This window comes from Rhizobium sp. S152 (assembly GCF_030380735.1).
GTDB lineage: Bacteria > Pseudomonadota > Alphaproteobacteria > Rhizobiales > Rhizobiaceae > Rhizobium.
Map to the genome: position 1 here is coordinate 533634 of NZ_JAUDRZ010000030.1, position 24839 is coordinate 558472.

Below are 24839 nucleotides of genomic sequence, written 5' to 3' on the forward strand. Positions count from 1 at the left end.
CGGCGTTTCTTTTTGGGGTCTCTCAGGACTGCGTGCGCCGCGTGCCGATGCGCATCGCCGTCTCGACCGTCGATGACACCGCGCCCTGTATCGACTTGACGAGCGCCTTGACGTGACCGTCGCGACGGGCGGAACGATCGAACCAGTAGCTCAGCGCCACGATGAGCAGGAGCAGGCCGATCGTCAGCGTCAACGCCGACGCGGCCGTGGTCGGCTTGGCGCTGACGCAATAGAGGATCATGTTGCCGAAGCTGAAGGTGAAGAGGCTGGTTCGCCCAAGAAAAGCGAAGGCCTCGATCGATTTCCTCTTTTCTTCCGGCAAGGATTGCGTCGCCAGCACGGCGAAGGTCGTGACCGCGACAGCGCCAGCCATGCCCTCGGCGAAATAGAGCGGATGGCTGTCCATGCGCATGGACATGTCGCCGAGCTGCCTGATGCCGTCGGTGACCGTGAAGGGGGCGGCCAGTGTCGTCACAAGCGCTACCGATGCCAGCAGCCAGAGGAGCCGCCGCGAGGCAGTCCCGGACTGGCCGAGCATTCGCTTCATGATCGCGCCGAAGCCCATTCCCGCTATGACGAGGCTGGCGCCGTGGAGGATGGACGGTCCGCCGAGCTTCGCGTGGCCGATGCCGAAGAGGAACATGGCAAGTCGGTCCGCCTCCGTTCCAAGGCCCGCATCGACGGGGCTGACGATCGCGCGGATGAGGGGATAGCAGGCGTGCACGAGAAGCGCCGCGATCACCAGCGGCAGCAGGCCGAAGCGGTGCCGCAGCCATAGCAGGAGCGGGGCGATGGCGAGCGCCACGGCATAGAATTTCAGGATGTCGGTGAAGGGCGTCACGCCGAGCAGCATCATCGTGGCGACGGAGAACTTCAGCGAGTAGTTTTCTGCCGTGAAATACAGCACCGCGATCGAAAGGCAGTAGAGCAGCCAGCATTGTATCGCTCGGGAGATCAGCCGGGCCGAGACCTTGCCCTGCTCGCCGGCGGTGAAGCGCGGCAGGTAGACGATCTCGAGCATCGTGCCGAACAGGAGGATGAAGGTCGGGGTGGCGAGCGCCATGACGACGGCGAGAACGTCGACAAGCGGGCCGGAAAAGAACTGGTCCATTTCCGCGACGACCCAGACGTGGCTGAGCATGGCGGCGCAAATCGCGAAAGATCGCGTCAGATCGATACCTACTATTCGCAAGACGGATGGTTTCCCTTTGTCGGTGGTTCCCTCAGTCAGTGCCCTCAGGGCCGACATATGAAGCAGGAAAGCGGCAAGTCCATGATTTATGATCAAAGTTCGCGTCTCGCGCGAAGTTCCGGATGAGTTGGGAAAGAGTGGAAGATACCATTCAAGCCCTACAAATGACGTTTTTGGCTGGCGAAGCTGTGACGGTGTAATGCCGCACCGCTACACTTGCGCCGCGGTGTCAACGCCAAGCATTCCTTCTGCGTAGAACTTGTGCGTTAAATAATCCTGAGGTGACGATTCGTGATTGTGATCGTTTCGTAGTCGGGTTTGTTGAGGGCTTAGATTTGTCGGACATACATTTCCGGAGCGGTGCCGTGTTTCGGTTCGGCTGGTTCGCATTGCTTGCTGTCATGGCAATTGCGATCAGTGCCTTTCTGTTCTACGGCGCAAGCGAAAACAGACATTCGCAAGTATACGAGATCGCACCCAAGACGCGGATCGTGTCCCCGGTCGAGTGATACTCGGATTGCGAAGGTGCAAGGACGACGACCGGATCTTGTTGGCGCGGGGTCGTGCTTTGCTTGTATGCGGTTGCTTGAAGAGGGCGGATGATCGCAGGGTGACGCCGCCTACCTGTCTGGCCGTGCTCGAACCCGCCGCCTGTGTCCCACGTTCCGCACGACCCGTGCAATTTTGTGTTTTTGCGGTCGAGGAAGCAGGGCGTTCATTTTGTTGCCGCATTCCTTAATACTGGTCGCATCAGCTATCGAACCGGAGACTCGCCTGTCCATGATCAAGAAATTCATACTTCTGGCCGTTGCCGCGACCTACCTCAGTGCCTGCACCACGACCGACCCCTATACAGGCGAGCAGAAGATGTCGAACACCTCGGGCGGTGCGCTGCTCGGTGCCGGTGTCGGCGCGCTGGCAGGCCTCGCCGTCGGTGGTTCGGCGCATGGACGCCGCAATGCCGCGCTGATCGGCGCCGGCGTCGGCGCGCTCGCGGGCGGCGCGATCGGCAACTACATGGACCAGCAGGAATCCGAACTGCGCGCCCAGCTTCAGGGTACCGGCATTTCGGTCACCCGCAACGGCGACAACATCATCCTCAACATGCCGTCGAACATCACCTTCGACGTCGACCAGGATGCCGTGAAGTCCGGCTTCTACCCGACGCTGAACTCCGTCGCGATCGTTCTGCGCAAGTTCAACCGCACGCTGATCGACGTCAATGGTCACACGGACTCGACCGGCAGCCTGCAGCATAACCAGGACCTGTCACAGCGCCGTGCGATCTCCGTCGCCTCCTATCTCGGCACGCAGGGGATCGATTCCCGCCGCGTCTCGGCTGTCGGCTTCGGCCCGTCGCAGCCGGTCGCCTCCAACGCCACGGAAGCCGGCCGCGCGCAGAACCGCCGCGTCGAAATCCAGATCGCCCCGGTCACCCAGGGCTGATATCGCTTTCAACGAAACGTGAAACGGCCGGGTCAATCCCGGCCGTTTCTCGTTCAGCGGTGCATCGTGGCGCCCTTGGTGATCTTGTCGACGATCTTCTTGTCGGCGCGCATGGCGATGCCGACCACCTTGGCGTCCTCCGGGGCGTATTCGGAAAAGACCGCGCGGTTGGCGGCATCGTGGCCGGTCGAGAACATCTCCTTGATGAACAACGATGCTGGAACGCCGCGTTCAAGCGCGCGGCGCTGGATCGCCGACATGGTCTCCTCGGCGGCGGACAGCACGATGATCGGCTGGATGGAGAGCGGATTGTAGAGGTTGCCCGACCGGTCCCTGTAGGGTTCGCCGAGGATTTCAGGATTGCTGCCGGTGATGCCGCTCATCAGGAAGGCGGTAACATTCAACGTCTGCCAGGATTGAAGATTGTTTCGCAGGACGATCGCAATTTTGGTATCAAACATTCCAGTCTCTTTTCATGCGGGCCAGTCTCTTTTCATGAGGATTTGAAGTCGCGTTGGACCAGGATGTAAGCCATGGCGCCCTTGCGGGTCTTGAACGTTTGTGCACGGCATCGGGCACGGACGGGATCACGACCGCGCCGGCCTTTCCGGGCATCGAGCGTATCGAGGCGCAATTCGCCGGGAATGCCTTCGAGCCGCACCGGCACGACACCTACGCGCTCGGGGTGACGCTGAAGGGCGTACAGACCTTCTCCTATCGTGGCGAGCGGCGCTTCAGCATGCCGGGGCAGGTGATCGTGCTCCATCCCGACGAGGAGCATGACGGCGGGGCGGGAACCGACGACGGGCTACAGTACCGGATGCTCTATCTGGAGCCGGCGCTGCTGTTCGATTGCCTTGAAGGGGCGGGGATCGGACTGCCGTTCGTCGATGAGCCCGTGATCGGGGATGCGCATCTGGCGGCGACGCTGCTGGAGGCGCTTGGCGAGCTTGATCGCGAGTTGGACGAGCTTTTCGTCGACGATTTCGTCTCGCAGGTGGCGGGCGGTCTCGGCCGACACGCACAAACGCCGCGGCGGGGGCTCGGCGCGATCGCCTGGCAGCGGGCGCGACTGGCGCGGGATTATCTCGAGGCGCATGCGACGGAGCCCGTGCGCTCGGAAGCGCTGGAAAAGGTCACCGGGCTCGACCGGTTCTCGCTGGCAAGGCATTTCCGCGCGGCCTTCGCGACCAGCCCGCACCGCTACCTGCTGATGCGGCGGCTGCAGCAGGCGCGGGCGATGATCGGCGCTGGCGAGGGGCTGTCAGACGTCGCGGCGGCGACCGGCTTCGCCGATCAGAGCCACCTGACTCGGCATTTCAAGAAGGCCTATGGCGTGACGCCAGGCCAATGGGCGACGCTCAGGACCGATGGGCTCAGGCGGGGTTCTCGGCGAGGCCCGACCGCCGGGCGATGAAGCGGGCGAGCATCGGCCCGGTAAACAGGATGATCAGGAAGCGGCCGGTCTGCATGGCCATGACGAAGGGCACGTCGACATCGCTCGATGCGGCGATGATGGCAACGGAATCGGCACCGCCGGGGCTGGTCGCCAGATAGGCGGTCAGCGGATCGACGCCGGCGAAGACATGCAGCGCATAGGCCATGCAGCCGCATAGCGACATCAAGAGCAGGATCGATCCGGCGACGCGCGGCAGCGCGCGGGCGGCGTGGGCGATGATCCCTCGGGTGAAGCGCAGGCCGATGCTCCAGCCGATCAGCGCGTAGCTGATGGCGAGCAGCCACATCGGCAGCTCGATCTTCAGCAGGCCGAAGCCCTGCAGCAGCGAGCCGACGACGAGCGGCACGATAATGGTGCCGCCGGGAATGCGGAAGCGGATGGCCGAATAAGCGCAGAGACAGGTGAGCGTCACTGTTTCGGCGAAGGCCAGGCAGTCGACCGGGGCGAAGAGAATGATGGGCGGCGGCTCGCCACCATCGGCCGCGACCCACAGGCGCGAGACGACGGATGCGGCGACGGCGACGAAGACGACGCGCAGATATTGCATGAAGGCGACGAGACGGGCATCGGCGCCATAGGCTTCCGACATGATGACCATGGCCGAAGCCGCACCCGGAGACGAGCCCCAGACGGCCGTTGTGCCAGGGAGCACCTGCCAGCGGGTGAGCAGCCAGCCGAGCAGGCCGGCGGCGACGATGACGGAAAGAATCATCGACAGAAAGAGCGGCGCATCGCTCGCCATGGTCTGCAGGATATCGACGGTGATGGCGCGCGCCATCATGAAGCCGACAAGCGCCTGGCCGAAAAGCAGGGGCCAGCGCGGAACGCGCAGCGTTCCCTGGCCGATGGAGACGGCGAGCACGATCGCCGCGACCATCGGGCCGATCAGGAGCGACGCTGGCAGACCCAGCAGTTCGAGGCCGACGACGAGGAGTGTTGACAGTCCGAGGAGGAGCGCCCAGCGGGGAAGGCTGGTCTTAAGGGGGTGGCGGCTGGTGTCCTTCAACGGCGTGATCCGATGCAAGTCTTGCCGATGCCGGAACCGCGTGGCGCGGCATGAGGGGAGAGGCAAGGGCTGGCAATGAAACCGGCGGGTCGCCGGATGGCTATGGCGGGGATATAGGGCCGCAGTCCAATGCCGGTCAATTATCAAATCTTGGTGGTCGCGGGCATTAGAGCCGGACGCGCTCCGCCAGGAAGTCGAGCAGAGCCCGGATGCGGGCCGGAAGCGGTCCGCCCTGGCCGATATAGACGGCGTAGAACTCCTCGGCATCGCCGGGGTTTTCGGCTTCGAGAAGAGGGACGAGGCGGCCCGCTTCAATATCTACGCGGACGGTGAATGTCGCAAGGCGGGCGAGACCGGCACCCGCCAGCGCCATGTGGCGCATGGCCTCGCCATCGCCGACCTGTATGCCGGGTGTGACCGGCACGGTGATCGTCTCGCCATCCTGCCGCAGGGGCCAGCCTTCCGTGCTGCGCGCGTAGGAGAAGCCGATGCGGCGGTGCGCGAGCAGTTCGGCCACGGATGTCGGCTCGCCATGGCGGGCGAGGTAGGCGGGTGACGCGACGATGGTCGTACCCGTCGTGCCGAGCTTGCGAGCCACAAGGCTGGAGTTTCTCAGCGGCCCGGTGCGGATGGCGACGTCGGCGCGGTCGTCGAGCAGATCGACCACCTTGTCCGTATGCGAGATGTCGAGCGTGACGGCGGGGTATCGTTCCAGGAAGTCCTCGACAAGCGGAGCGAGGATATGGTTGCCGAAGGAGGCGCTGGTGTTGATGCGGATCGGGCCTGATGCCTGTTCGCCTGCCGACACGTAGCGTTCGGCCTCGGCGATATCGGCCAGGATCTTGACGCTGCGCTCATAGAAGGCGCAGCCTTCGGGCGTGAGTTGCAGTTTTCGGGTGGAGCGGTTGACGAGGCGGGCGCCAAGCCGTGCTTCGAGGCGGGTGACCAGCTTGCTCACCGCCGAGGGCGTCATGTGGCAGGCACGGGCGGCGGCGGTGAAGCCGCCGAGTTCGACGGCGCGGACGAAGACGTCCATCTCTCCCGAGCGATTAATGTCTTGCCTGCTCATCGTGACTTCAATTCATGAATTATGTTCCTCTAGGCAATCTATTTCATCGTGTGTGACGTGTCTATCTCTGGTCAAACAACAGGAGACGATCATGGATTACAGACAGCTTGGAGCCTCCGGCCTTCGCGTGCCGGTGTTGAGTTTCGGCGCGGGGACCTTCGGCGGCTCGGGACCGCTGTTCGGCGCTTGGGGCACGACCGATGCAACGGAGGCGCGGCGAATGGTGGACATCGCGCTTGAGGCCGGGGTCAATCTTTTCGATACCGCCGACGTCTATTCGGCCGGCGCTTCGGAGGAGGTGCTGGGGCATGCGATCAAGGGGCGCCGCGACGCGGTGCTGATCTCCACGAAGACGGCGCTGCCGACGGGCGACGGCCCGGCGGACTGGGGCACGTCGCGATCTCGGCTGATCGCGGCCACCGATGCGGCGCTGAAGCGCCTCGGGACCGATTATATCGATCTGCTGCAACTGCACGCCTTCGACGCACATACGCCGATCGAAGAGGTCTTATCGGCACTGGACGGGCTGATCCGGGCCGGCAAGATCCGCTATATCGGCGTTTCCAACTTCGCGGGCTGGGAGCTGATGAAGTCGCTCGGCATTTCCGATCGCAACGGCTACCCGCGCTACGTGGCGCATCAGGTCTACTACTCGCTGGCCGGTCGCGATTACGAGTGGGAGCTGATGCCGCTTGCTGCCGATCAGGGTGTCGGAGCGCTGGTGTGGAGCCCGCTCGCCTGGGGGCGGCTGACCGGCAGGATCCGCCGCGGCCAGCCGCTGCCTGAAGGAAGCCGCTTGCACCAGACGGCGGAATACGGGCCGCCGGTGGATGATGAAAAGCTCTACGACATCGTCGATGTGCTCGACGAGATTGCTGCGGAAACCGGCAGGACCGTGCCGCAGATCGCGCTGAACTGGCTAATCGGGCGGCCAACGGTGGCGAGCGTCATCATTGGCGCCCGCAACGAGGAACAGCTGCGCCAGAATCTCGGCGCGGTTGGATGGTCGCTCGGCGCGGATCAAGTCCAAAGGCTCGACAAGGTCAGTGCCGTAACCGCGCCTTATCCCTACTTCCCCTACAGGCGGCAGGAGGGATTCGCGAGGCTCAATCCGCCTTTGGTCTGAGGCGGCAGGCGGCAGCACCGCTGCGGCCATTCTTGCACTGGACAGGCGCCGTCTCATGTCCCATACCAACCTTGCCTCAGGGCAACGACGGTAAGGAGATCAAAGAGATGGCGCTCAAGGATGCAAAGGCCGGAACACGCAACGAGGCTGGTATTTCAGCCGTTGTCGGTATTCTGAAACAGAATTTTGGCGAGCGCTTCCAGACCGGCCAGTCCTTCCGCGAGCAGCATGCGCATACGACAACCTATATTCCCGCACAGCTGCCGGACGGCGTGCTGTTCGCCGAGAGCGCTGAAGACGTGAAGGCCGCGGTGAAGACCTGCGCCGAGCATAAGGTGCCGGTCATCGGCTTCGGCACGGGCTCGTCGCTGGAGGGACAGGTCAACGCGCCGAACGGCGGCATTTCGATCGATTTCAGCCGCATGAACCGCGTGCTCGCCGTCAATGCCGAGGATCTCGACTGCACGGTTGAGCCGGGCGTGACGCGTGAGGAGCTGAACACCTATCTGCGCGATACCGGACTGTTCTTCCCGATCGATCCGGGCGCCAACGCCTCGATCGGCGGCATGACCTCTACGCGGGCTTCCGGCACGAATGCGGTGCGCTACGGCACGATGAAGGACAATGTGCTCGCGGTGACGGCGGTGACCGCCAATGGTGAGGAAATCCGCACGGCGCGGCGTGCCCGCAAGTCTTCCGCCGGCTACGACCTGACGCGGCTCTTCGTCGGCGCCGAGGGTACGCTTGGCATTCTGACGTCGGTGACGCTGCGTCTGCAGGGTATCCCGCAGAAGATCGGCGGCGGCGTATGCGCCTTTCCGACGGTTCGCGCCGCCTGCGATGCCGTGATCATGACCATCCAGATGGGCATTCCCGTCGCGCGCATCGAATTGCTCGACGCCATGCAGATCCGCGCCTGCAACGCCTATTCGAAGCTGAGCTACGAGGAAAAGCCGACGCTCTTCCTCGAATTCCACGGCACCGATGAAACCGTTGCGCTGCAGTCGGCGCAGTTCGGCGAGATCGCGACGGAATGCGGCGGCGGCGAGTTCGTCTGGACCGTCAACGCCGAGGAGCGCAACAAGCTCTGGAAGGCCCGGCACGATGCTTATTGGGCCTCGCGTGCACTGGCGCCCGAGCTTGCGGCGCTTTCCACGGACGTCTGCGTGCCGATCTCGCGCCTTGCCGATTGCATCAGCGACACGCAGGAAGATATCGAGAAACACGGTCTTCTGGCAGCGATCGTCGGGCATGCGGGCGACGGGAACTTTCACGTGCTGCTGCTGTTCGACGACAAGAGTGAAGAAGGCGTGGGCGTTGCCGAAGCCTTTGTCTCGCGCTTGAACAAGCGGGCGCTGGAGATGGACGGAACCTGCACCGGCGAACATGGCATCGGGCAGGGGAAGATGGCTTTCCTTGAAGAGGAACTCGGCGGCGCGGTGGATCTGATGCGACAGGTGAAGCAGGCGCTCGATCCCGACAATATCTTCAATCCCGGAAAGATTTTCCATTCCGCCTGAAAATCAACACTCTGATGCTCTTTGGGTGAGATCGATCCTTCGCTTTCGCAGCGTTGCGGTCCAACGAAACGCGGCGAAGACTTAGGCATCGCCAAAACAAGCAATTAGAGCAAGATGTTGCCCGAAAACCGCTTCACCTTTCCGTAGCATGCTCTAGTGTCCGCAATGGGATTCTGATGGAGAACAGTTGAGTTGGTAGGCCGGTTCCTGGTGGTCTTGGGCGGAGTGGTTGTGGTGGCGCTGTTCGTGGCGCTATTGGCGCCGCTTTTCATCGACTGGACCGACTTCCGCAAGAATTTCGAGGACCAGGCCAGCCGCATCATCGGCAAGAAGGTCACCGTCCACGGCTCCGTCGACGCCCGCCTCCTGCCGTTCCCCTCCGTCACCATGCATGACGTGCGCGTCGGCCAGGAAACCGACGGCTTACCGATCGTGCAGGTCGAGCAGTTCTCGATGGACGCAGAGCTTGCTCCCTTCCTCTCCGGCGAGGCGCTAATCTTCGACATGCGCGTCGTCAATCCGAAGGTGAAGCTGAGGCTCCTCAAGGACGGCACGCTTGACTGGACGCGCGGCAGCCAGCCGGAAATCCCGGCAAAGACGGTTGTGCTCGAAAACGTGCATGTCACCGGCGGCGACGTGCAGTTCATCGACGACCAGTCCGGCCGCTCGCGCCACGTCAGCGGGCTTAATGCCGAGATGTCCGCCAAGTCACTTGCTGGTCCGTGGCGGATCGAGGGCGATGCGTCGCTCGATGGCGAACACGGCAACTTCACGATTTCAAGCAACCAGCCCGACGAGGCCGGTACGCTCCGGATGCGCACGCGGCTGCAGCCGGACAAGCGACCGGTCACCGTTGATCTCGACGGGGAGTTGAAGCTCGTCGACAGCAAGCCGAACTACCAGGGCACGGTTTCGGCGGCGATCGAAAACCGTGACGGCAAGAGCGGCGACAAGAACAAGCTGCCGCCGCGCCTCAAGGGCAAGTTCGAGCTCACCAACGAGAGCGTGCGGATTCCTGAATACCGGCTCGAAGTTGGTCCCGTCGATGATCCCTACGTCGTTACCGGCGAAGCGACGCTCGATACCGGCAGCAAACCGCAATTCCTTCTGACGGCCGACGGCCAGCAGATCGATGTCAACCGCATCGGCAATCAGGGTGCGGGCGGTAAGACAACCCGTGACCCGGCGCTTTCGGCGCGTCAGCGGCTGAACACGCTGATCCAGATCGTCTCGCAGGTGCCGGTGCCGCAGGTTCCCGGCAAGGCGACGGTGCGTTTGCCGGCGATCGTTGCCGGCGATACCACCATTCGCGACGTGCAGCTCGATCTGGAGCCGGCCGGAACCGGATGGATGATCGACAATGCCATCGGTACGCTGCCCGGACGCACGCAGGTCGAGGGGCAGGGCAAGCTGAACCTCTTGGGCCAGGCATCTTTCCAGGGCCAGATTACCGTCGCTTCCAACCAGCCGACGGGGCTCGCCTCCTGGCTCGCGGGCTCGGTCGATCCGGCGATCCGCCAGCTCAGGCAGGCTGGCTTTTCGGCCAATGTGAACCTGACGCATGACCGGCAGGTGTTCGACAATCTCGAGATCGCCGTTGGTCCGGCGACGTTGAAGGGCAGGCTCGATCGGCAGGCGCCGGCGAACCAGGCACCGACGCTCGACGTCGACCTTGCCGGCGATTCCATCGATCTCGATGCGCTGCGGGCGCTGACCGGCCTGTTCACCGGGCAGGACGCTGGCGAAAACGTGCTGGATCACAAGATCAAGGCGGTGCTGAAGGCGGACAAGTTCTCGGCCTTCGGCGTCGAAGCGGGTGACGTCGAAACCAGCTTCACCATCGCTGACGGCGCTCTCGGCATCGACAAGCTCGCGGTCAAGAATCTTGCGGGAGCGGAGCTGACGGCGACCGGACGGGTCGAAGGCTCGCTGCTCGACTACAAGGGGTCGGGCGAAATCACTTTCAAGTCGGCCGATCCGGGTCCGTTCTTCACCATGCTGAAGGACAAGCTGCCGCAGCATCCGGTCATGGACCGGCTGGTCCGCAACGCCGCCTGGTACACCAACACCGCGCTGCGCGGCGCGCTGACGCTTGGCGGCGACCAGGGCGACGGGCTTGTCGTCACGCTTGCCGGCGTTACCAACGGCAGCCGCGTCAATCTCGATTACCGCATGTCCGATCTTCTGGCGCTGACGGGGAAGGGGACCACCAGCCTCGAGGCGACGCTGGAGAACGGCGTGACTTCCATTCTGTTCGGCCAGGCAGGGCTCGATCCGCTGCCTGTCGATGCCGGCGCCAATGGCCGCCTGACGCTGAAGGTACAGGCCGAGGGGACCGATCCGGCCGATGCCGCGCTGACATTCGCCACCGACCGCACCTCTTTTACCGCGACGGGCAAGGTCGACGTGCGGCCTGAGACATTCATGAACGGCCAACTGGCGGTTTCTCTGGATAGCGCCGACCTCGATCCCTATCTGGTGATGAACGGCATCGGCTTGCCGCAGACCGGCACCGGCCTGCCGTTCAAGCTGACGACCACTGCGACGGTGGATGCGGACAAGATTGCCTTCGCCAACATCGCCGGTCACGCTGCCGACAACGAATTTTCCGGGGCGCTCACGGTCGACCGCAAGGCGGAGAAGACCGCGGTGAGCGGCAACATGGCGCTGACCAAGGCGGATGGCGCATGGCTCGGCGAGGCCGTTTACGGGCCGATGACGGATGCTGCGACCGGCGACCTCTCGGGAGCGGCGCTCGGCATTCCCGTCTTCAAGGACATGGACGTCAACCTGAAGCTCTCGGCCAAGGAGTTCTGGCCGGGCTGGTCGGGCGCGATCACCGATTTCACCTCCGATGTCGTCTACAAGGGCGACGAGTTGCAGCTCAACGCCATCAAGGGCGGCTGGGACGGCGGCAAGGTCGACGGCAACGTGCTGTTCACGAACGCCGACGGCACGGGCTTCTTCCAGACCAAGCTTTCGCTCAGTGATGCCGATCTGGCAGGAGTAGTGTGGCAGCGCGACGGCTCGCCGCTTGCGAACGGCAAGTTCGGGTTGGCGATGGCGCTGGAATCATCAGGCAAGTCGATGAAGGATATCGTGGCCGCGCTGAACGGCTCCGGCGAGATGAAGCTCGGCGATACCAGCGTGCGCGGCCTCAATCTCGGCATGCTGGCGCCGCTGCTTTCGGCGACCGACCCGATGCAGGACCAATTGAACGCCGGCAAGGTTCATCCGATCGTGGAAACGCTGCTCAACAACGGCGAGGCAAAGCTGCCGCCGACGTCTGTGCCGTTCAACATCACCGATGGGGTGCTCCGCATCCAGAACGTCAATGTCACGACCGACCAGGCGCGGCTGAACGGCAATGCGCAGATCGACCTGCCGCAGGAGCGGATCAGCGCGTCGCTCGATATCGGGCTCAATCCTTCCGGCGACGTATTGCCGGGCGCCGAGCCGGCGATCCGGCTCGACTTCTCCGGCATGCTGGCATCGCCGGGTCGCAAGATGGATGTGACCGATATCACCGGCTATCTGACGCTGCGGGCTTATGAGCGCGAGCGGCGGCGTGTCGAGCGCCTGCAGTCCAACGTCCTGGAAAAGCAGCGTCTGCGGCGCGAGGCATCGCTCTACAAGTTCAACGACGCCGAGCGCGAGAAGGCGGCCGCGATCGAGACAGAGCGGCGGGCTGAAGAGGAGCGTCTGAGAGCGCTGGCGGCACAGGCCGCGCAAGAGAAGGCGGAAGCCGACGCCAAGGCCAAGGCGGAAGCCGAGGTAAAGGCCAAGGCCCAGGCGGACGCGAAGGCAAAGGCCGACGCGGAGGAGCGGGCGCGGATCGCGGCCGCAGCCGAAGCCAGGCGAGCGCAGGAGCTCGCCAAGCCGCCGGAGAACTCCCTGAACTTCAACAATGTCCCGGGGCTGCCCGGCGTGCAGCTTCCGCAATAGAGGCCGGTCAGCCGGCGCTGACCGCGGCGGTCGTCGCGCAGGCAAGATCGACGACATCATCGACGAAGCCGGCCTTGGCTGCCGTATAGGCGTCGCCGTCATCCGTGAACTCGGCGGCGAGGCGGCGCTTCGGCGCTTCGTAGGCCCGAGCCTTGTCGGGATTGGCGCGCAGATAATCGCGAAAGAGAATGCGGCGGCGGTGGGTGTCGCTGCCCTCGGGGCAGAGATAGATGCGCTGCTTCGGCGTCGCCTTGCGGTCCATGAAGGCAAAGACCTGGCTGTCGTAGCGGTTGCCGCGCGGCTCATAGCCGGCCGCGGTCATGATGGCGCAGCCCTGAGCGACGGCGGCGGCGTCCCTCACGGTGACATCGATGTCGATCATCGGCTTGGCCGAAAGGCCGGGGACGGAGGTGCTGCCGATGTGATCGATGGAAACGACTCCGTTGCCGAGTAGCGTCGTCAGTTGCGCCACGATGGCGCGGAATGCATCGGGCCAGGTGTCGTCATAGGCAACGATTTCCACGCGCTCGGCCATGATCCGATCCTCCTCCGGAAGTTCACAAGAATCGCAATGTTCCGAAAGGATGGCAAGATGGCTGGGGCGTTACAACGAATCCTGGGTCTTTGCTGTCTTCAGCCATTGCAGGACGTGGACGCGAAGGGCCGACGAGAGGTTGCTTTCCGGGCTTCTGGCGTCGTCGATCTCGGAGATCATGCCGGCGAGCGAGATGTCGCGTGTGGCTGCGATGGCGTTGAGCTCGGTCCAGAATTCGTCTTCCAGCGAGAAGCTGGTGCGATGGCCGTGGAGCGTCGCGGAGTGCTTGCGGATCATCGGCGGCAAGTGTCGGGCATGATCGCCGTGTGCTCGGAAGATGATTTGGGAAATGGCTGGAAGCGATTGATCGCGGGGTCTTTTCCGGTGCCGGGCAAGGTCATTTGTCGTCGTCGGATTTGTCGATGCGGCCCTGCGCATGGCTCTGTTCGGCCTTGTCGTTCAATGCCTTCGTCAGTTGCTTCTCCACCTTGGTGCGGCCGAAGGAGATGCGATTCTGCTCGGCCTGCTTCTCCTTTTCGGAGCGGGCCTGCTTCTTCTTGAACTGGCGGAGATTGACGATTTCGGCGCTCAAGGGGCTTCATCCCGGATATGAAAAAGGGAAGCGAAAGCTTCCCTTTGCGGCTTACTGCTTCTTGCGGAAGGCGTCGAGCGAAACGACGGATCCGGCTTTCTTCTCCTCGCCGTCGGCGGGCTTGGCCGCCGCCGCTTCCTCCGTCTTTTCGGACGCCGCGGGATAGGCGGTAATCTCGGCTTCCGGCAACTCGTCGCCGTCGGCGAGCGGCACGTCGAACTCGAGCTCGAAGTTGACCGACGGATCGTAGAAGCCGCGGATGGCGTTGAAGGGGATGTGCAGCTTTTCGGGCACGTCGGAGAAGGAGAGGCCAATCTCGAAGGTCGTCTCAGTGATCTTCATTTCCCAGAACTGGTGCTGGATGACGATGGTCATCTGCTCGGGATACTTCGACTTCAGGTGCTGCGAGATGCGCACGCCCGGCGCGCCGGTCAGGAAGGTGATGAAGAAGTGATGCTCGCCCGGCAGGCGGCCCGTCGCGGCGACTTCGGACAATACCTTGCGGATGACGCCACGGAGCGCGTCCTGTGCCAGAATGTCGTAACGGATGTGATCCTGCCCCATGCTTTTCCTGTCTTTCTGTGGTTCGGACGTGTTTTTCCAAAGGTATATGTCATGCCGAGGCGGTTTGGAAAGTCCGCAGCCGAGTCATAGTTTCTCAGACCATACATGATTTGGACGTCAGGGAGAAGGTGAAGGCTTCTGTTGCCAGGTGCCTTCGGACCCCGCCTAGAGGTGCGAACCACTAGGGCTTTATTTGAAGTGTCACACCGCGATTAAGCAGCGAGACGAGCTTCCGCATAGTTGTCGTTTGCAACTACAATTTTAGCCCGATAACGGCGGTACAATGCCGAGCAAAAAGACGATCTTTACACCCTTGTCGATCCTGTTTCGCCCCCATCAAAAGCCGGCCTTCTAAATCTTCGAGGCCGCCGGTTTTTGGTGGAGGCGCCGGGTACCGCCCCCGGGTCCAATAGGTTTATTACACCGCTCATTTATCGCCATAGCCGATCCGAGGACCGGCGAGGGTGATATAGTGTTTTCCTGACCGCATGGGAAGAGCCGTCGTCACAAAAGCGTTGCGCCTGCACACAGAATTGGCGGGAAAAGGAGGGCGCGCCGATTGGTTTTGCCGGCGGATGCGCCTAAATATGGGAAAAATGGAATCGGCGGCGTACGATGAAGCAGTATCATGACCTCCTGAAGCACGTGATGGAACACGGAACCGATCGCGGTGACCGGACCGGCACGGGTACGCGCTCGGTGTTCGGATACCAGATGCGCTTCGACCTCCAGGAGGGCTTTCCGGTCCTGACGACGAAGAAACTGCATCTCCGCTCGATCATCCACGAGCTTTTGTGGTTCCTGAAGGGCGAGACCAATATCGGCTATCTCAAGGAGCACGGCGTTTCGATCTGGGACGAGTGGGCCGACGAGCACGGCGATCTCGGCCCTGTTTACGGCGCGCAGTGGCGCTCCTGGCCGGCGCCCGACGGTGGGCATATCGACCAGATCGCCAAGCTCGTCGAGGGCATCGTCAACAATCCGAACTCGCGGCGCCATATCGTCTCCGCCTGGAACCCGGCGGAAGTCGACAACATGGCGCTGCCGCCCTGCCACTGCCTGTTCCAGTTCTATGTCGCCGACGGCAAGCTTTCCTGCCAGCTGTACCAGCGGTCGGCCGATATTTTCTTGGGCGTCCCGTTCAACATCGCATCCTACGCGCTGCTGACGATGATGGTGGCACAGGTGGCGGGCCTGAAGCTCGGCGATTTCGTGCATACGCTGGGCGATGCCCATCTCTACCACAATCATTTCGAGCAGGCTGAACTGCAGCTGACGCGCAAGCCGAAGCCTTTGCCCTTCATGCGCATCAATCCCGACGTGAAGGATATTTTCGGCTTCACCTTCGAGGATTTCGAGCTGGTCGGCTACGAGGCCGATGCCAGCATCAAGGCGCCGATCGCCGTCTGATCTGAATCACACGCGAAATTGCAGCGTATCATACCGGGAAGGACGCGTTGCGCCTCGCCGAGGAGGTGCGCGCGTTTGCGTTAAAGGTGATATTCCAGGTCAACTTTTCAATTGTATTATTTTTCACGGGTGTTAATGACCGGAGACAAGCATTTGGAGATGTTTCGTTGGACTTTGGGCTCGTGGAGAGGCTGCAGCGGACCGAGGAAGGCAGGCTGCGGCGTTTCTTCATAAAACGATTGCGCAATGGCGAGGATGCCGCGGACGCGACGCAGGAGACCTTTCTGCGTCTGCTGACGACGACGCCCAAGACCGATATCCTGAATCCCAAGGCCTATCTCTTTCAGGTGGCCAAGACGGTCGCCCACGGCATAACGGCGCGGCTCCTGCGCGACAGCGCGCTGTTTACCGAGGGGCTCGACCTCGGGAGTGTCGCCGATGATGCACCGGGACCGCAACGTATTGTCGAGGCGCGACAGCAGCTGGCGCTTCTGATCGAGACGATTTCCCTCCTGCCGCCCAAGTGCCGAACGGTCTTCGTTCTCAGTCGACTGGAAGGGCTATCGAACGGCGAGATCGCAGAAAAGCTCGGTGTCTCCAGGAACATGGTGGAAAAGCATATCATTCGGGCGCTGATGGCCTGCCGCCAGGCACGGATCGACGCCGTCCTGGAGGTCGGACGATGAGCGCGGCACCAATCGTCACGGAGGATGCGGTCGCCGAGCAGGCGGCGATGTGGGTTGCCCGGCTGTCGTCCCGGGATGCGACCGACGGCGACCGGCGCGAATTCGACGCCTGGGTGGCCGCGAGCCCGGAACACGCAGCCGCCTATGATGAGATGGCTGCGCTCTGGGCCGATCTGGCGAAGGTGCCACGTTCCGTCGGCGGGTCGCGCGGGCGCCGTCTGGGCGCCGTGGCGACCGTCGCCGCCTTGCTGTGCATCGGTTTTTATGGCGCCGAACGCATGGGCTACCTCGATCGCCTCCAGGCGGATTATTATACGCCGGTGGGGCATATCGAAACGGTCGTTCTCGAGGATGGATCGCGGGTTACGCTCAACACCGACACCGCCATCAAGGTCGTCCTCGGCGAGCGCGAGCGACGCATCGTCATGTTGCGCGGCGAGGCTTTCTTCGATGTCTCGCCGGACGCGTCGCGCCCGTTCGTCGTAGAGGGAGACCACAGCAGCGCCGTGGCCCTCGGCACGCACTATACCGTGCGAGTAGGGAACGCCGACGATGTTGCGGTCGAGGAGGGGCATGTGTCGGTCAGCACGGCCGATCGTCAGGTCATGCTGGATGCCGGCGGTGTCGCCCATGTCGCGCGCGACGGTGATCTGGCATCGGGCGTTGCCGATGTGGCCGCAATGACCAGCTGGCGCGAAGGCAAGCTGGTCTTCTCCGGCCGTCCGCTTTCCGAAGTGCTCGACGAGCTCGGCCGTTATCGCAACGGGCGCATCATCGTCGTCGGCGAGGCGCTTGCGCAAATACGTGTCAGCGGGGTTTTCGACACGCGGGACGTCGGACAATCGCTGGCCGCCCTTGAGGCGAGTATGCCGATTGTCGTGCGGTCATATGCCGGCGGCTTGGTCACCCTCGTCCGCCCGAGATGATCGCCGGAATAAACATGAATAGAAAAATCATCTTTGTTCGATTCTCGACGTCAGGACCTATGCGCCATGTCTGCTCTTCGTCAGCGAGGGTGCGTTGAAGCGCCGGCTAGACGACTAGGGTTCATGATGATTTTGACGGAATATACAGTGGGGCGCCGCGTGCGAATGGCGCTGACGGGGATGTGCTTGCTTTCGGCGACCGTGCCGGCGGCGGGCCAGGAGACAAGACCAGCGGCGAGCACGACATTGTCACTGCCGGCGGGTCCGCTGGAGGGTGCTCTTCTGGCGCTGGCGCGACAGGCCGGGCTGAAGCTGGTCTATCGCACCGAAATCACCGCCGGCAAGACGACCGGCGGCGTGAACGGTCCGCTCTCGCCGGCCGGCGCACTTGCCGCAATCCTCTCGGGGACGGGCATCAGCTATCATTTCACGGATGCAAAGACGGTGACGCTCGATGCGGGCGCGGCGGCATCCGGCGATGGGGCGGATGCCGGCGATGCGACGGTGCTCGCACCGATCCAGCTGCGGGCGACAACCGCCAAGCCGTCCGATCAGCCCTACGAGACCGCGGGCTCGTCGAGCTACATCTCCGCCGAGCAGATCGAGCGGTTTCGAGGCTCGACGGCCGGTGACGTGTTCAAGAACACCCCCGGCGTCATCTCCGCCAACAACCACAATGGCGGTGCCGTCAACGTCAATATCCGCGGTCTCCAGGGGCAGAACCGCGTGCGCGTCGCGATTGACGGGACGCAGCAGACGACGACGACATGGCGGGGCTATGCCGGGGTCGACGATCGCACTTATATCGATCCGGATTTGATTGGCGGAGTGACCGTTTCCAAGGGCCCCTCGGGCGGAGCGGCCGGCGCCGGCGTGGATGGCGGCGTGGTCGGCATCCGGACCATCAACGCAAAAGACATCGTCGAGGAGGGAAAAGAGTATGGCGGTCGCGTGAGGATCGGTGCTCAGGACAACACGACCTCGCAAGTCACCGTCAATTCCATCGTCCAGCAGACAGAGCCTGCCGACTTCTTCGATTTCAAGAATGGCAATGGAAGCTTCGCGCTCGCGACGGTGCAAGACAATTTCGATTTCGTCGTCGCCGGCGCGCGCCGGTATCGCGGCAACTATTTCGCCGGCACCAAGGGTGCAACGACCTACGAATTCAAAGGGCACGAGTATCCCCTCTCCTTCACCAAGCCTGGCGAGGAGGTCTGGAATACGTCGAGCGCATCGACGTCCTTCCTTGCCAAGGGAACGATCAACATCGATGACGACCAGAGCCTGGAACTCGGTTACGTCCACTACGAAGCCGAGTATGGCGAGGGAATGTCTTCGCTGCTCTTCCTGCAGGATCAAACATTCCGACAGGCACCCTTCTCCAACGTAAAGACGGATACGTTTACCAGCCGCTATCACTACAATCCCGACGACATGGTCGACCTCAAGGTCAACGCGTGGATGAGCATCGTCGACCAGATGGATATGTCCACGGGACTCGCCTATTACCTCCCGCCATGGGTCACACCCGAAAACACCCCGCCCGGCGACGACCCGCGCTATGCACTGACCCGCACATATGGGGGCGATATCTCGAACACGAGCATATTCGATACCGATTACGGTCAGGTCACAGCCAACTACGGCGTCTCATATCTGTTCGAGGACATCGATGCGAAACCTTACATGAGCCGTACAACGGCCACCAGCATTGGGGTGCCGATGGTGCCTGCGGTTGGAACACGGTCCATAGCGAGCGCCTTCACGACGACCGAATGGGAACCGACGGATTGGCTCAAGTTCGATATGGGTCTGCGCTACGACCACTATTGGCTAACCGATGATGGCCCTGCGTCCAAAGTCCTCGTTCGAGAGAAGGCCGGCGGTCGCCTCAATCCATCAATCAGCGCGACACTAGAGCCGATCGATGGCTTGCAGTTCTACGCGTTGTATGCCGAGGGCGTGCGTCCACCCACCATGCGCGAGACTATGGGCAACGACGGAAACGTCAAACCCAATCCCTACCTGAAACCTGAAGTCGCCAAGAACTGGGAGGTGGGGATCAATGTCAGCAAGGATGGGCTGATCAGCGACAGCGATACCGCAAGATTGAAGCTTTCCTATTTCAGTAACAACTACAGCAACTATATCTCTCGTGTGAGCGCTAATACCGTTAACATCCCGACTCCTCCTGATATGCCAAACTATTCGTATTCATTTGATAATTTGAGAAAGGCGCATTTTGCCGGCATCGAGATTTCAGGATCCTATGATCTAGGCTTTCTCTACGCGGAAGGATCACTGACCTACTATACGGACTATGCCTTCTGCCGGTATGCAGCGTGTTCCGATGTAACCGAGGAGAACGACTACGCTTCGAACCACATGCCTCCGGAGATTCTCAAGTGGCTGACCGTCGGCACGCGTCTCCTTGACGACAAGCTATCGGCCGGCGTCCGGATCACTCATGCGGGCAAGCGCTTGTCGCCGATCGATCCCGGTGCCCGCCAATTTACCGGGATGTGGGCGCCCTACACGACAGTCGACGCCTTCGCGACCTACAAAATCACCGATAATCTCACCTTCGATTTCCAGGCCGAGAACCTGACCGACCGGTATTATATCGACGCGCTGGACGGATGGAATCCTTCGCCTGGGCGGACATTCCGGGCGACGCTGACGGCGAAGTTCTGAAGCCAGCCAGTCTTCCGGCAGAGGTGAAATCCGGGGAAAGGGAGAACAAGTGTTGGACCGGAGGCGCCTGTCCGTGACACGGTGCCGCCTTATCCAAGACCTATCGCCGAGCAGGGAAACTCATGGCCGACATCCGCAAGACCATCGTCGTCGCCGTTGCCGAAAACGGGATCATCGGCCGCGACGGCGACATGCCGTGGCGGCTTTCGACCGATCTCAAGCGGTTCAAGGCGCTGACATCAGGCAAACCCGTCATCATGGGGCGCAAGACCTATGATTCGATCGGCAGGCCGCTTCCGGGCCGTCCGAATGTGGTGATTTCCCGCTCGGCCGCGATCGATCATCCTGATGTCACGATGGCGGGGTCGTTGCAGGAGGCGATCGCCGTCGGCGAGACGTTGGCCGCTCAGTCCGGCGGGCAGGAGATCTGCATCATCGGCGGCGGGCAGATCTACGCGCAGGCGCTCGACTTCGCCGACCGGCTGTGCGTGACGCATGTGGAGACCGTCGTGGATGGCGATGCGGCTTTTCCCGCCATCGATCCGGCGATCTGGCGCTCCGGTGAGACGCTTGACGTGCCCGCCGGCGAAAAGGACAGCTTTCCAACGCGCTATGTCGTTTATGACAGGCGCTAGGCGGCGAAAAGCAACTATTTTCCAATAAACATCGCCAAGTTCCTCATGCTGCGTTGAAAGCGTGTGCGGCGACACCTATAACCATCTCGATCGCAGATATCCGTCGCCCCCGTGGTTTCAGCGATCGGGAGTTTAACGAACAACGAGGTTTTGATGCCCTGGAGCAATCAGAATGGCGGCGGCGGCCCTTGGGGCGGCGGCGGCGGAAATAACAATCAGGGACCATGGGGGCAGGGACCCAATCGCCCGCGCGGCGGTGGCAGTGGCGGCGGCGGCAAGGGTGGTCCTCCCGATCTGGAGGATATCATCCGGCGCGGCCAGGACCAGCTTCGCAATATCGTGCCGGGCGGATTCAATGGCGGCGTCGTGGCCATTTTAGGCCTCGTGCTCGTCGTCTTCTGGCTTTTCCAGTCGATCTACATGGTGCAGCCGGACGAGCGCGGCGTGGAACTGCGCTTCGGTAGCCCCAAGCCCGAGATTTCGACGCCTGGCCTGCATTTCCACCTGTGGCCGATGGAGACCGTCGAGATCGTCAAGGTGACGATGCAGCAGCAGAATATCGGCGCTGCCTCCACGTCGTCCTCGTCGTCGAGCGGCCTGATGCTTTCGGGCGACCAGAATATCCTGAACGTGCAGTTCTCGGTATTCTTCACGGTCAGCGATCCGAAGGCCTATCTCTTCAACGTCGAAAACCCGGCCGAAACGCTGCAGCAGGTCGCCGAAAGCGCCATGCGCGAAGTCGTCGGCCGTCGTCCGGCACAGGACGCGTTCCGCGACAATCGCCAGCCGATCGAGACCGAAGTCGCCAATATCGTGCAGGGCACCATGGACCGCTACAAGGCGGGTGTCTCCATCGGCGCCGTGACGATCCAGGACGTGGCGCCGCCGCGTGAAGTCGCCGATGCCTTCGAAGAAGTGCAGCGCGCCGACCAGGACAAGCAGCGTCTCGTCGAGGAAGCGAACCAGTATTCCAACCAGAAGCTCGGCCAGGCGCGCGGCGACGCGGCACAGATCCGTGAAGCGGCCGCGGCCTACAAGGACCGCGTCGTGAAGGAAGCCGAAGGTGAGGCACAGCGCTTCTCGCTCATCAACGATCAGTACGCCAAGGCGCCTGAAGTGACGCGCACGCGTCTCTTCCTCGAAACGATGGAGCAGGTTCTGAAGAATTCCAAGAAGGTCGTGATCGATGAGAAGCAGGGGGTCGTGCCCTACCTGCCGCTCAACGAAATCGGCAAGCCGTCGCAGCAGGGGAATTGAGCCATGACATCGAACAAGCTTCCCGTCATTCTCATCATCCTCGCCATCGTGCTGGTCGGCCTCTACTCCTCGGTCTTCGTGGTCAACGCCCGCGAGCAGGCGATCGTCGTCCGCTTCGGTCAGATCCAGTCGGTGAAGACCGAGCCGGGCCTCTACTTCAAGCTGCCGTTCAGCTTCATGGATGCCGATCGCGTCCAGATCGTCGAGCGGCAGGCGCTGCGCTTCGACCTCGACAACATCCGCGTCCAGGTTCGCGGCGGCGCGACCTTCGACGTCGACGCCTTCGTGGTCTACGACATCCGTGACGTGCGCAAGTTCCGCGAAACGGTTTCGGGCGACCGCGAGGCCGCCGAGGCACGCCTTCGCACGCAGCTCGATTCGTCGCTTCGCCGTGTCTACGGTCTGCGCGACTTCGACGCCGCGCTGTCGGAAGAGCGTGTGGCGATGATGCTCGAGGTTCGCGACGACCTGCATCGCGATGCCGAGGATCTCGGCCTCAACATTCAGGACGTGCGCATCCGCCGTACGGATCTGACGCGCGAAGTTGCGCCGAAGACCTACGATCGCATGCGGGCGGAGCGTCTGGCGGAAGCCGAACTCCTGCGCGCGCAGGGTGGCGAAGAAAGCCAGCGCCGCCGGGCCGTCGCCGACAGGCAGGTGGTGGAGATCACCGCCGGCGCCCAGCGCGACGCCGAAATTCTGCGCGGTGAAGGCGATGCCGACCGTAACCGCATCTTCGCGGAAGCGTTCAACAAGGACCCGTCCTTCTTCGAGTTCTACCGCTCGATGGCGGCCTACAGCACGGCGCTTCCTTCGCAGGACACGACGCTGGTTCTGTCGCCGAACTCGGAGTTCTTCCGGTTCTTCAACAGCGCCGCCGGCACGCCGCCGGCACCGGCGGCAGGCGCGCCGCTGGCGCCGTCCGCCCCCGCGAACTGAGCATTCCAGCTCCCAACGTCATGAAAAGGCCGGCCGTTTAGCCGGCCTTTTTTGTGCAGGTAAGGTGGCCCCGGCAGATTGCACGGGATTTCGCGAAAAGGTGATTTCACCCTCCATCATTCCGCCTTATGGTGGTGGTCAAACTGCGCTTTTGCTCGAAATGAGGACGCTTTATGGCCCCCCTGACACGCCCGACCTACAGACGATCGCTTGCTCTTTTGACGGGCGTTGCGCTTCTGGCGAATGTCGGGCTCGCCGGTGTCTCGCATGCGCAAGGCACGCCGCCGGTCAATGGACCGGCCTCCGTCGCCGACCTCGCGGGCGGGCTTCTGGACGCAGTCGTCAACATCTCGACATCGCAGAAGGTGAAGGATGACGAGGGGGCCGGACCCGCGCCGCGCGCGCCGGACGGATCGCCCTTCCAGGAGTTCTTCAACGACTTCTTCAACAAGCAGAAGGACAACAAGGGCGGCAACCACAATGTCAGCTCGCTCGGCTCCGGCTTCGTCATCGACCCGACCGGCTACATCGTCACCAACAACCACGTGATCGAAGGCGCCGACGATATCGAGATCAATTTCGCCGACGGCAGCAAGCTGAAGGCAAAGCTGATCGGTACCGATACCAAGACCGACCTTTCCGTGCTCAAGGTCGAGCCGAAGACGCCGCTGAAATCCGTGAAATTCGGCGATTCCAGCGTCATGCGCATCGGCGATTGGGTCATGGCGATCGGCAACCCCTTCGGCTTCGGCGGATCGGTCACGGTCGGCATCATCTCCGGGCGCGGCCGCAACATCAACGCCGGTCCCTACGACAACTTCATCCAGACGGATGCGGCAATCAACAAGGGCAACTCCGGCGGTCCGCTGTTCAACATGAAGGGTGAGGTGATCGGCATCAATACCGCCATCATCTCGCCGAGCGGCGGCTCGATCGGCATCGGCTTTTCGGTACCGTCGGAGCTTGCCTCCGGCGTCGTCGATCAGTTGCGCGAATTCGGCGAGACCCGGCGCGGCTGGCTCGGCGTGCGCATCCAGCCGGTAACCGACGACATTGCCGACAGCCTCGGTCTTTCCAGCGCCAAGGGCGCACTCGTCGCCGGCGTGATTAAGGGCGGACCTGTCGACGACGGCTCGATCAAGGCCGGCGACGTCATCCTGAAGTTCGACGGCAAGCTGGTGAACGAAATGCGTGACCTGCCGCGCGTCGTGGCGGAAAGCCCTGTCGGCAAGGAAGTGGATGTTCTCGTGCTGCGCGACGGCAAGGAGCAGACCGTGAAGGTGAAGCTCGGCCGTCTCGAGGACAGCGACGAGGCCGCATCGAACGACAGCGAGCCGAATGGCGTGATCAACCCCGATCCCGACGAAAATCAGGACATGGACGAGCCGGACACGGATCAGGGCCAGCCGATGCCGGATGCCAAGGGCAAATCGGAGCAGGGAAAATCAGACCAGGGCACGACGGGCGAGGATAAGTCGGGTGCGGCGAAGCCGGACCAATCGGCGCCGGATTCCGCCAAAAAGCCGGTGCTAGGCCTTTCGCTTTCGGCATTGAGCGCCGAGACCCGCAAGACGTTCGGTATTGCCGAGAGCGTCGACGGCGTGCTCGTCGCCGAGGTGGCGCCGGGATCGCTTGCGGCCGAAAAGGGTCTGAAGGCGGGCGACGTGATCGTCGAGGTGGCGCAGGAGTTCATGCGCACGCCGGAAGCGGTCGCCACCAAGGTTCAGGCGCTGAAGCAGGACGGGCGGCGCAACGCCCAGATGATGATCGCCGCCGCCAATGGCGACCTGCGCTTCGTGGCCGTGCCGCTCGAATAGCGGACAGCGAGGAGGACCGGG

21 protein-coding genes and 1 other RNA gene are annotated in these 24839 nt (G+C 62.7%); 13 read left to right on the forward strand and 9 right to left on the reverse strand.

All coding sequences use genetic code 11. The features are described from left to right. Window positions 1–22: 22 nt before the first annotated feature. Window positions 23–1192, reverse strand: a complete 1170-nt coding sequence (locus QTL95_RS27400) for an OpgC domain-containing protein (RefSeq protein ID WP_289722981.1) — start codon at window positions 1190–1192, stop codon at window positions 23–25. A gap of 780 nt (window positions 1193–1972) precedes the next feature. On the opposite strand from QTL95_RS27400, the gene QTL95_RS27405 reads away from it, so the two are divergent. Continuing rightward, window positions 1973–2638 carry an OmpA family protein gene (locus QTL95_RS27405; RefSeq protein ID WP_289722982.1) on the forward strand — a complete coding sequence of 222 codons (666 nt, stop codon included), beginning with the start codon at window positions 1973–1975 and terminating at the stop codon, window positions 2636–2638. A 53-nt stretch (window positions 2639–2691) separates the two neighbouring features. Here the strand turns inward: QTL95_RS27405 and QTL95_RS27410 are convergent, their stop codons facing one another. Continuing rightward, window positions 2692–3099, reverse strand: coding sequence for a DUF2000 family protein (locus tag QTL95_RS27410; protein ID WP_289722983.1), 408 nt, complete (start codon window positions 3097–3099; stop codon window positions 2692–2694). A gap of 53 nt (window positions 3100–3152) precedes the next feature. On the opposite strand from QTL95_RS27410, the gene QTL95_RS27415 reads away from it, so the two are divergent. Continuing rightward, the gene (locus QTL95_RS27415; protein ID WP_442981357.1) at window positions 3153–4055 is read left to right on the forward strand and encodes an AraC family transcriptional regulator; all 903 of its coding nucleotides are present in this window, start codon (window positions 3153–3155) and stop codon (window positions 4053–4055) included. Here QTL95_RS27415 and QTL95_RS27420 read toward each other — a convergent pair. Together QTL95_RS27420 and QTL95_RS27425 are read right to left on the reverse strand one after the other, a co-directional pair. Beyond that, window positions 4015–5103 carry an AbrB family transcriptional regulator gene (locus tag QTL95_RS27420; protein WP_289722984.1) on the reverse strand — a complete coding sequence of 363 codons (1089 nt, stop codon included), beginning with the start codon at window positions 5101–5103 and terminating at the stop codon, window positions 4015–4017. The genes QTL95_RS27415 and QTL95_RS27420 overlap by 41 nt on opposite strands. Before the next feature lie 166 nt (window positions 5104–5269). Further along, window positions 5270–6172 carry a LysR family transcriptional regulator gene (locus tag QTL95_RS27425; protein WP_289722985.1) on the reverse strand — a complete coding sequence of 301 codons (903 nt, stop codon included), beginning with the start codon at window positions 6170–6172 and terminating at the stop codon, window positions 5270–5272. 91 nt (window positions 6173–6263) lie between these two features. On the opposite strand from QTL95_RS27425, the gene QTL95_RS27430 reads away from it, so the two are divergent. From QTL95_RS27430 to QTL95_RS27440, 3 genes are all read left to right on the forward strand, one after another. After that, window positions 6264–7298: an aldo/keto reductase gene (locus QTL95_RS27430; RefSeq protein WP_289722986.1), complete on the forward strand. Its 1035-nt coding sequence runs from the start codon at window positions 6264–6266 to the stop codon at window positions 7296–7298. 107 nt (window positions 7299–7405) lie between these two features. After that, entirely contained in the window at window positions 7406–8818 is a 1413-nt protein-coding gene (locus QTL95_RS27435; RefSeq protein WP_289722987.1) for an FAD-binding oxidoreductase, read from the forward strand. Window positions 8819–9010: 192 nt separating this feature from the next. Continuing rightward, complete coding sequence (locus QTL95_RS27440; protein WP_289722988.1) at window positions 9011–12763, forward strand: AsmA family protein; 3753 nt, start codon at window positions 9011–9013, stop codon at window positions 12761–12763. Window positions 12764–12770: 7 nt separating this feature from the next. On the opposite strand, the gene QTL95_RS27445 is transcribed toward QTL95_RS27440, so the two are convergent. The 5 genes from QTL95_RS27445 to ssrA form a co-directional block, all read right to left on the reverse strand. Next, the gene (locus tag QTL95_RS27445; RefSeq protein WP_289722989.1) at window positions 12771–13298 is read right to left on the reverse strand and encodes a GrpB family protein; all 528 of its coding nucleotides are present in this window, start codon (window positions 13296–13298) and stop codon (window positions 12771–12773) included. Between the two features lie 69 nt (window positions 13299–13367). Next, window positions 13368–13595, reverse strand: a complete 228-nt coding sequence (locus tag QTL95_RS27450) for a ribbon-helix-helix domain-containing protein (RefSeq protein ID WP_289722990.1) — start codon at window positions 13593–13595, stop codon at window positions 13368–13370. A gap of 100 nt (window positions 13596–13695) precedes the next feature. Then, window positions 13696–13890: a DUF4169 family protein gene (locus tag QTL95_RS27455; protein ID WP_289722991.1), complete on the reverse strand. Its 195-nt coding sequence runs from the start codon at window positions 13888–13890 to the stop codon at window positions 13696–13698. 51 nt (window positions 13891–13941) lie between these two features. Further along, complete coding sequence (locus QTL95_RS27460; protein WP_289722992.1) at window positions 13942–14454, reverse strand: SspB family protein; 513 nt, start codon at window positions 14452–14454, stop codon at window positions 13942–13944. Window positions 14455–14581: 127 nt separating this feature from the next. After that, window positions 14582–14953: a transfer-messenger RNA gene (gene ssrA, locus QTL95_RS27465) on the reverse strand. A gap of 116 nt (window positions 14954–15069) precedes the next feature. Between ssrA and QTL95_RS27470 the strand changes: the two genes are divergently transcribed. From QTL95_RS27470 to QTL95_RS27505, 8 genes are all read left to right on the forward strand, one after another. Further along, a complete protein-coding gene (locus tag QTL95_RS27470; protein ID WP_289722993.1) occupies window positions 15070–15864 on the forward strand; it encodes a thymidylate synthase in 795 nt (264 codons plus the stop codon). A gap of 47 nt (window positions 15865–15911) precedes the next feature. Next, a complete protein-coding gene (locus tag QTL95_RS27475; RefSeq protein WP_289722994.1) occupies window positions 15912–16550 on the forward strand; it encodes an RNA polymerase sigma factor in 639 nt (212 codons plus the stop codon). Continuing rightward, the gene (locus tag QTL95_RS27480) at window positions 16547–17476 is read left to right on the forward strand and encodes a FecR family protein (RefSeq protein WP_289722995.1); all 930 of its coding nucleotides are present in this window, start codon (window positions 16547–16549) and stop codon (window positions 17474–17476) included. Before QTL95_RS27475 ends, QTL95_RS27480 begins: the two co-directional genes overlap by 4 nt. A 123-nt stretch (window positions 17477–17599) precedes the next feature. Then, complete coding sequence (locus tag QTL95_RS27485; protein ID WP_289722996.1) at window positions 17600–20170, forward strand: TonB-dependent receptor; 2571 nt, start codon at window positions 17600–17602, stop codon at window positions 20168–20170. Window positions 20171–20292: 122 nt separating this feature from the next. After that, on the forward strand, window positions 20293–20805 hold the full coding sequence (locus QTL95_RS27490; protein WP_289722997.1) for a dihydrofolate reductase: 513 nt from the start codon (window positions 20293–20295) through the stop codon (window positions 20803–20805). Window positions 20806–20958: 153 nt separating this feature from the next. Further along, window positions 20959–22062, forward strand: a complete 1104-nt coding sequence (gene hflK, locus QTL95_RS27495; RefSeq protein WP_289722998.1) for an FtsH protease activity modulator HflK — start codon at window positions 20959–20961, stop codon at window positions 22060–22062. Between the two features lie 3 nt (window positions 22063–22065). Beyond that, window positions 22066–23001: a protease modulator HflC gene (gene hflC / locus QTL95_RS27500; RefSeq protein WP_289722999.1), complete on the forward strand. Its 936-nt coding sequence runs from the start codon at window positions 22066–22068 to the stop codon at window positions 22999–23001. 173 nt (window positions 23002–23174) lie between these two features. After that, entirely contained in the window at window positions 23175–24818 is a 1644-nt protein-coding gene (locus QTL95_RS27505; RefSeq protein ID WP_289723000.1) for a DegQ family serine endoprotease, read from the forward strand. The last annotated feature ends 21 nt before the right edge of the window (window positions 24819–24839 follow it).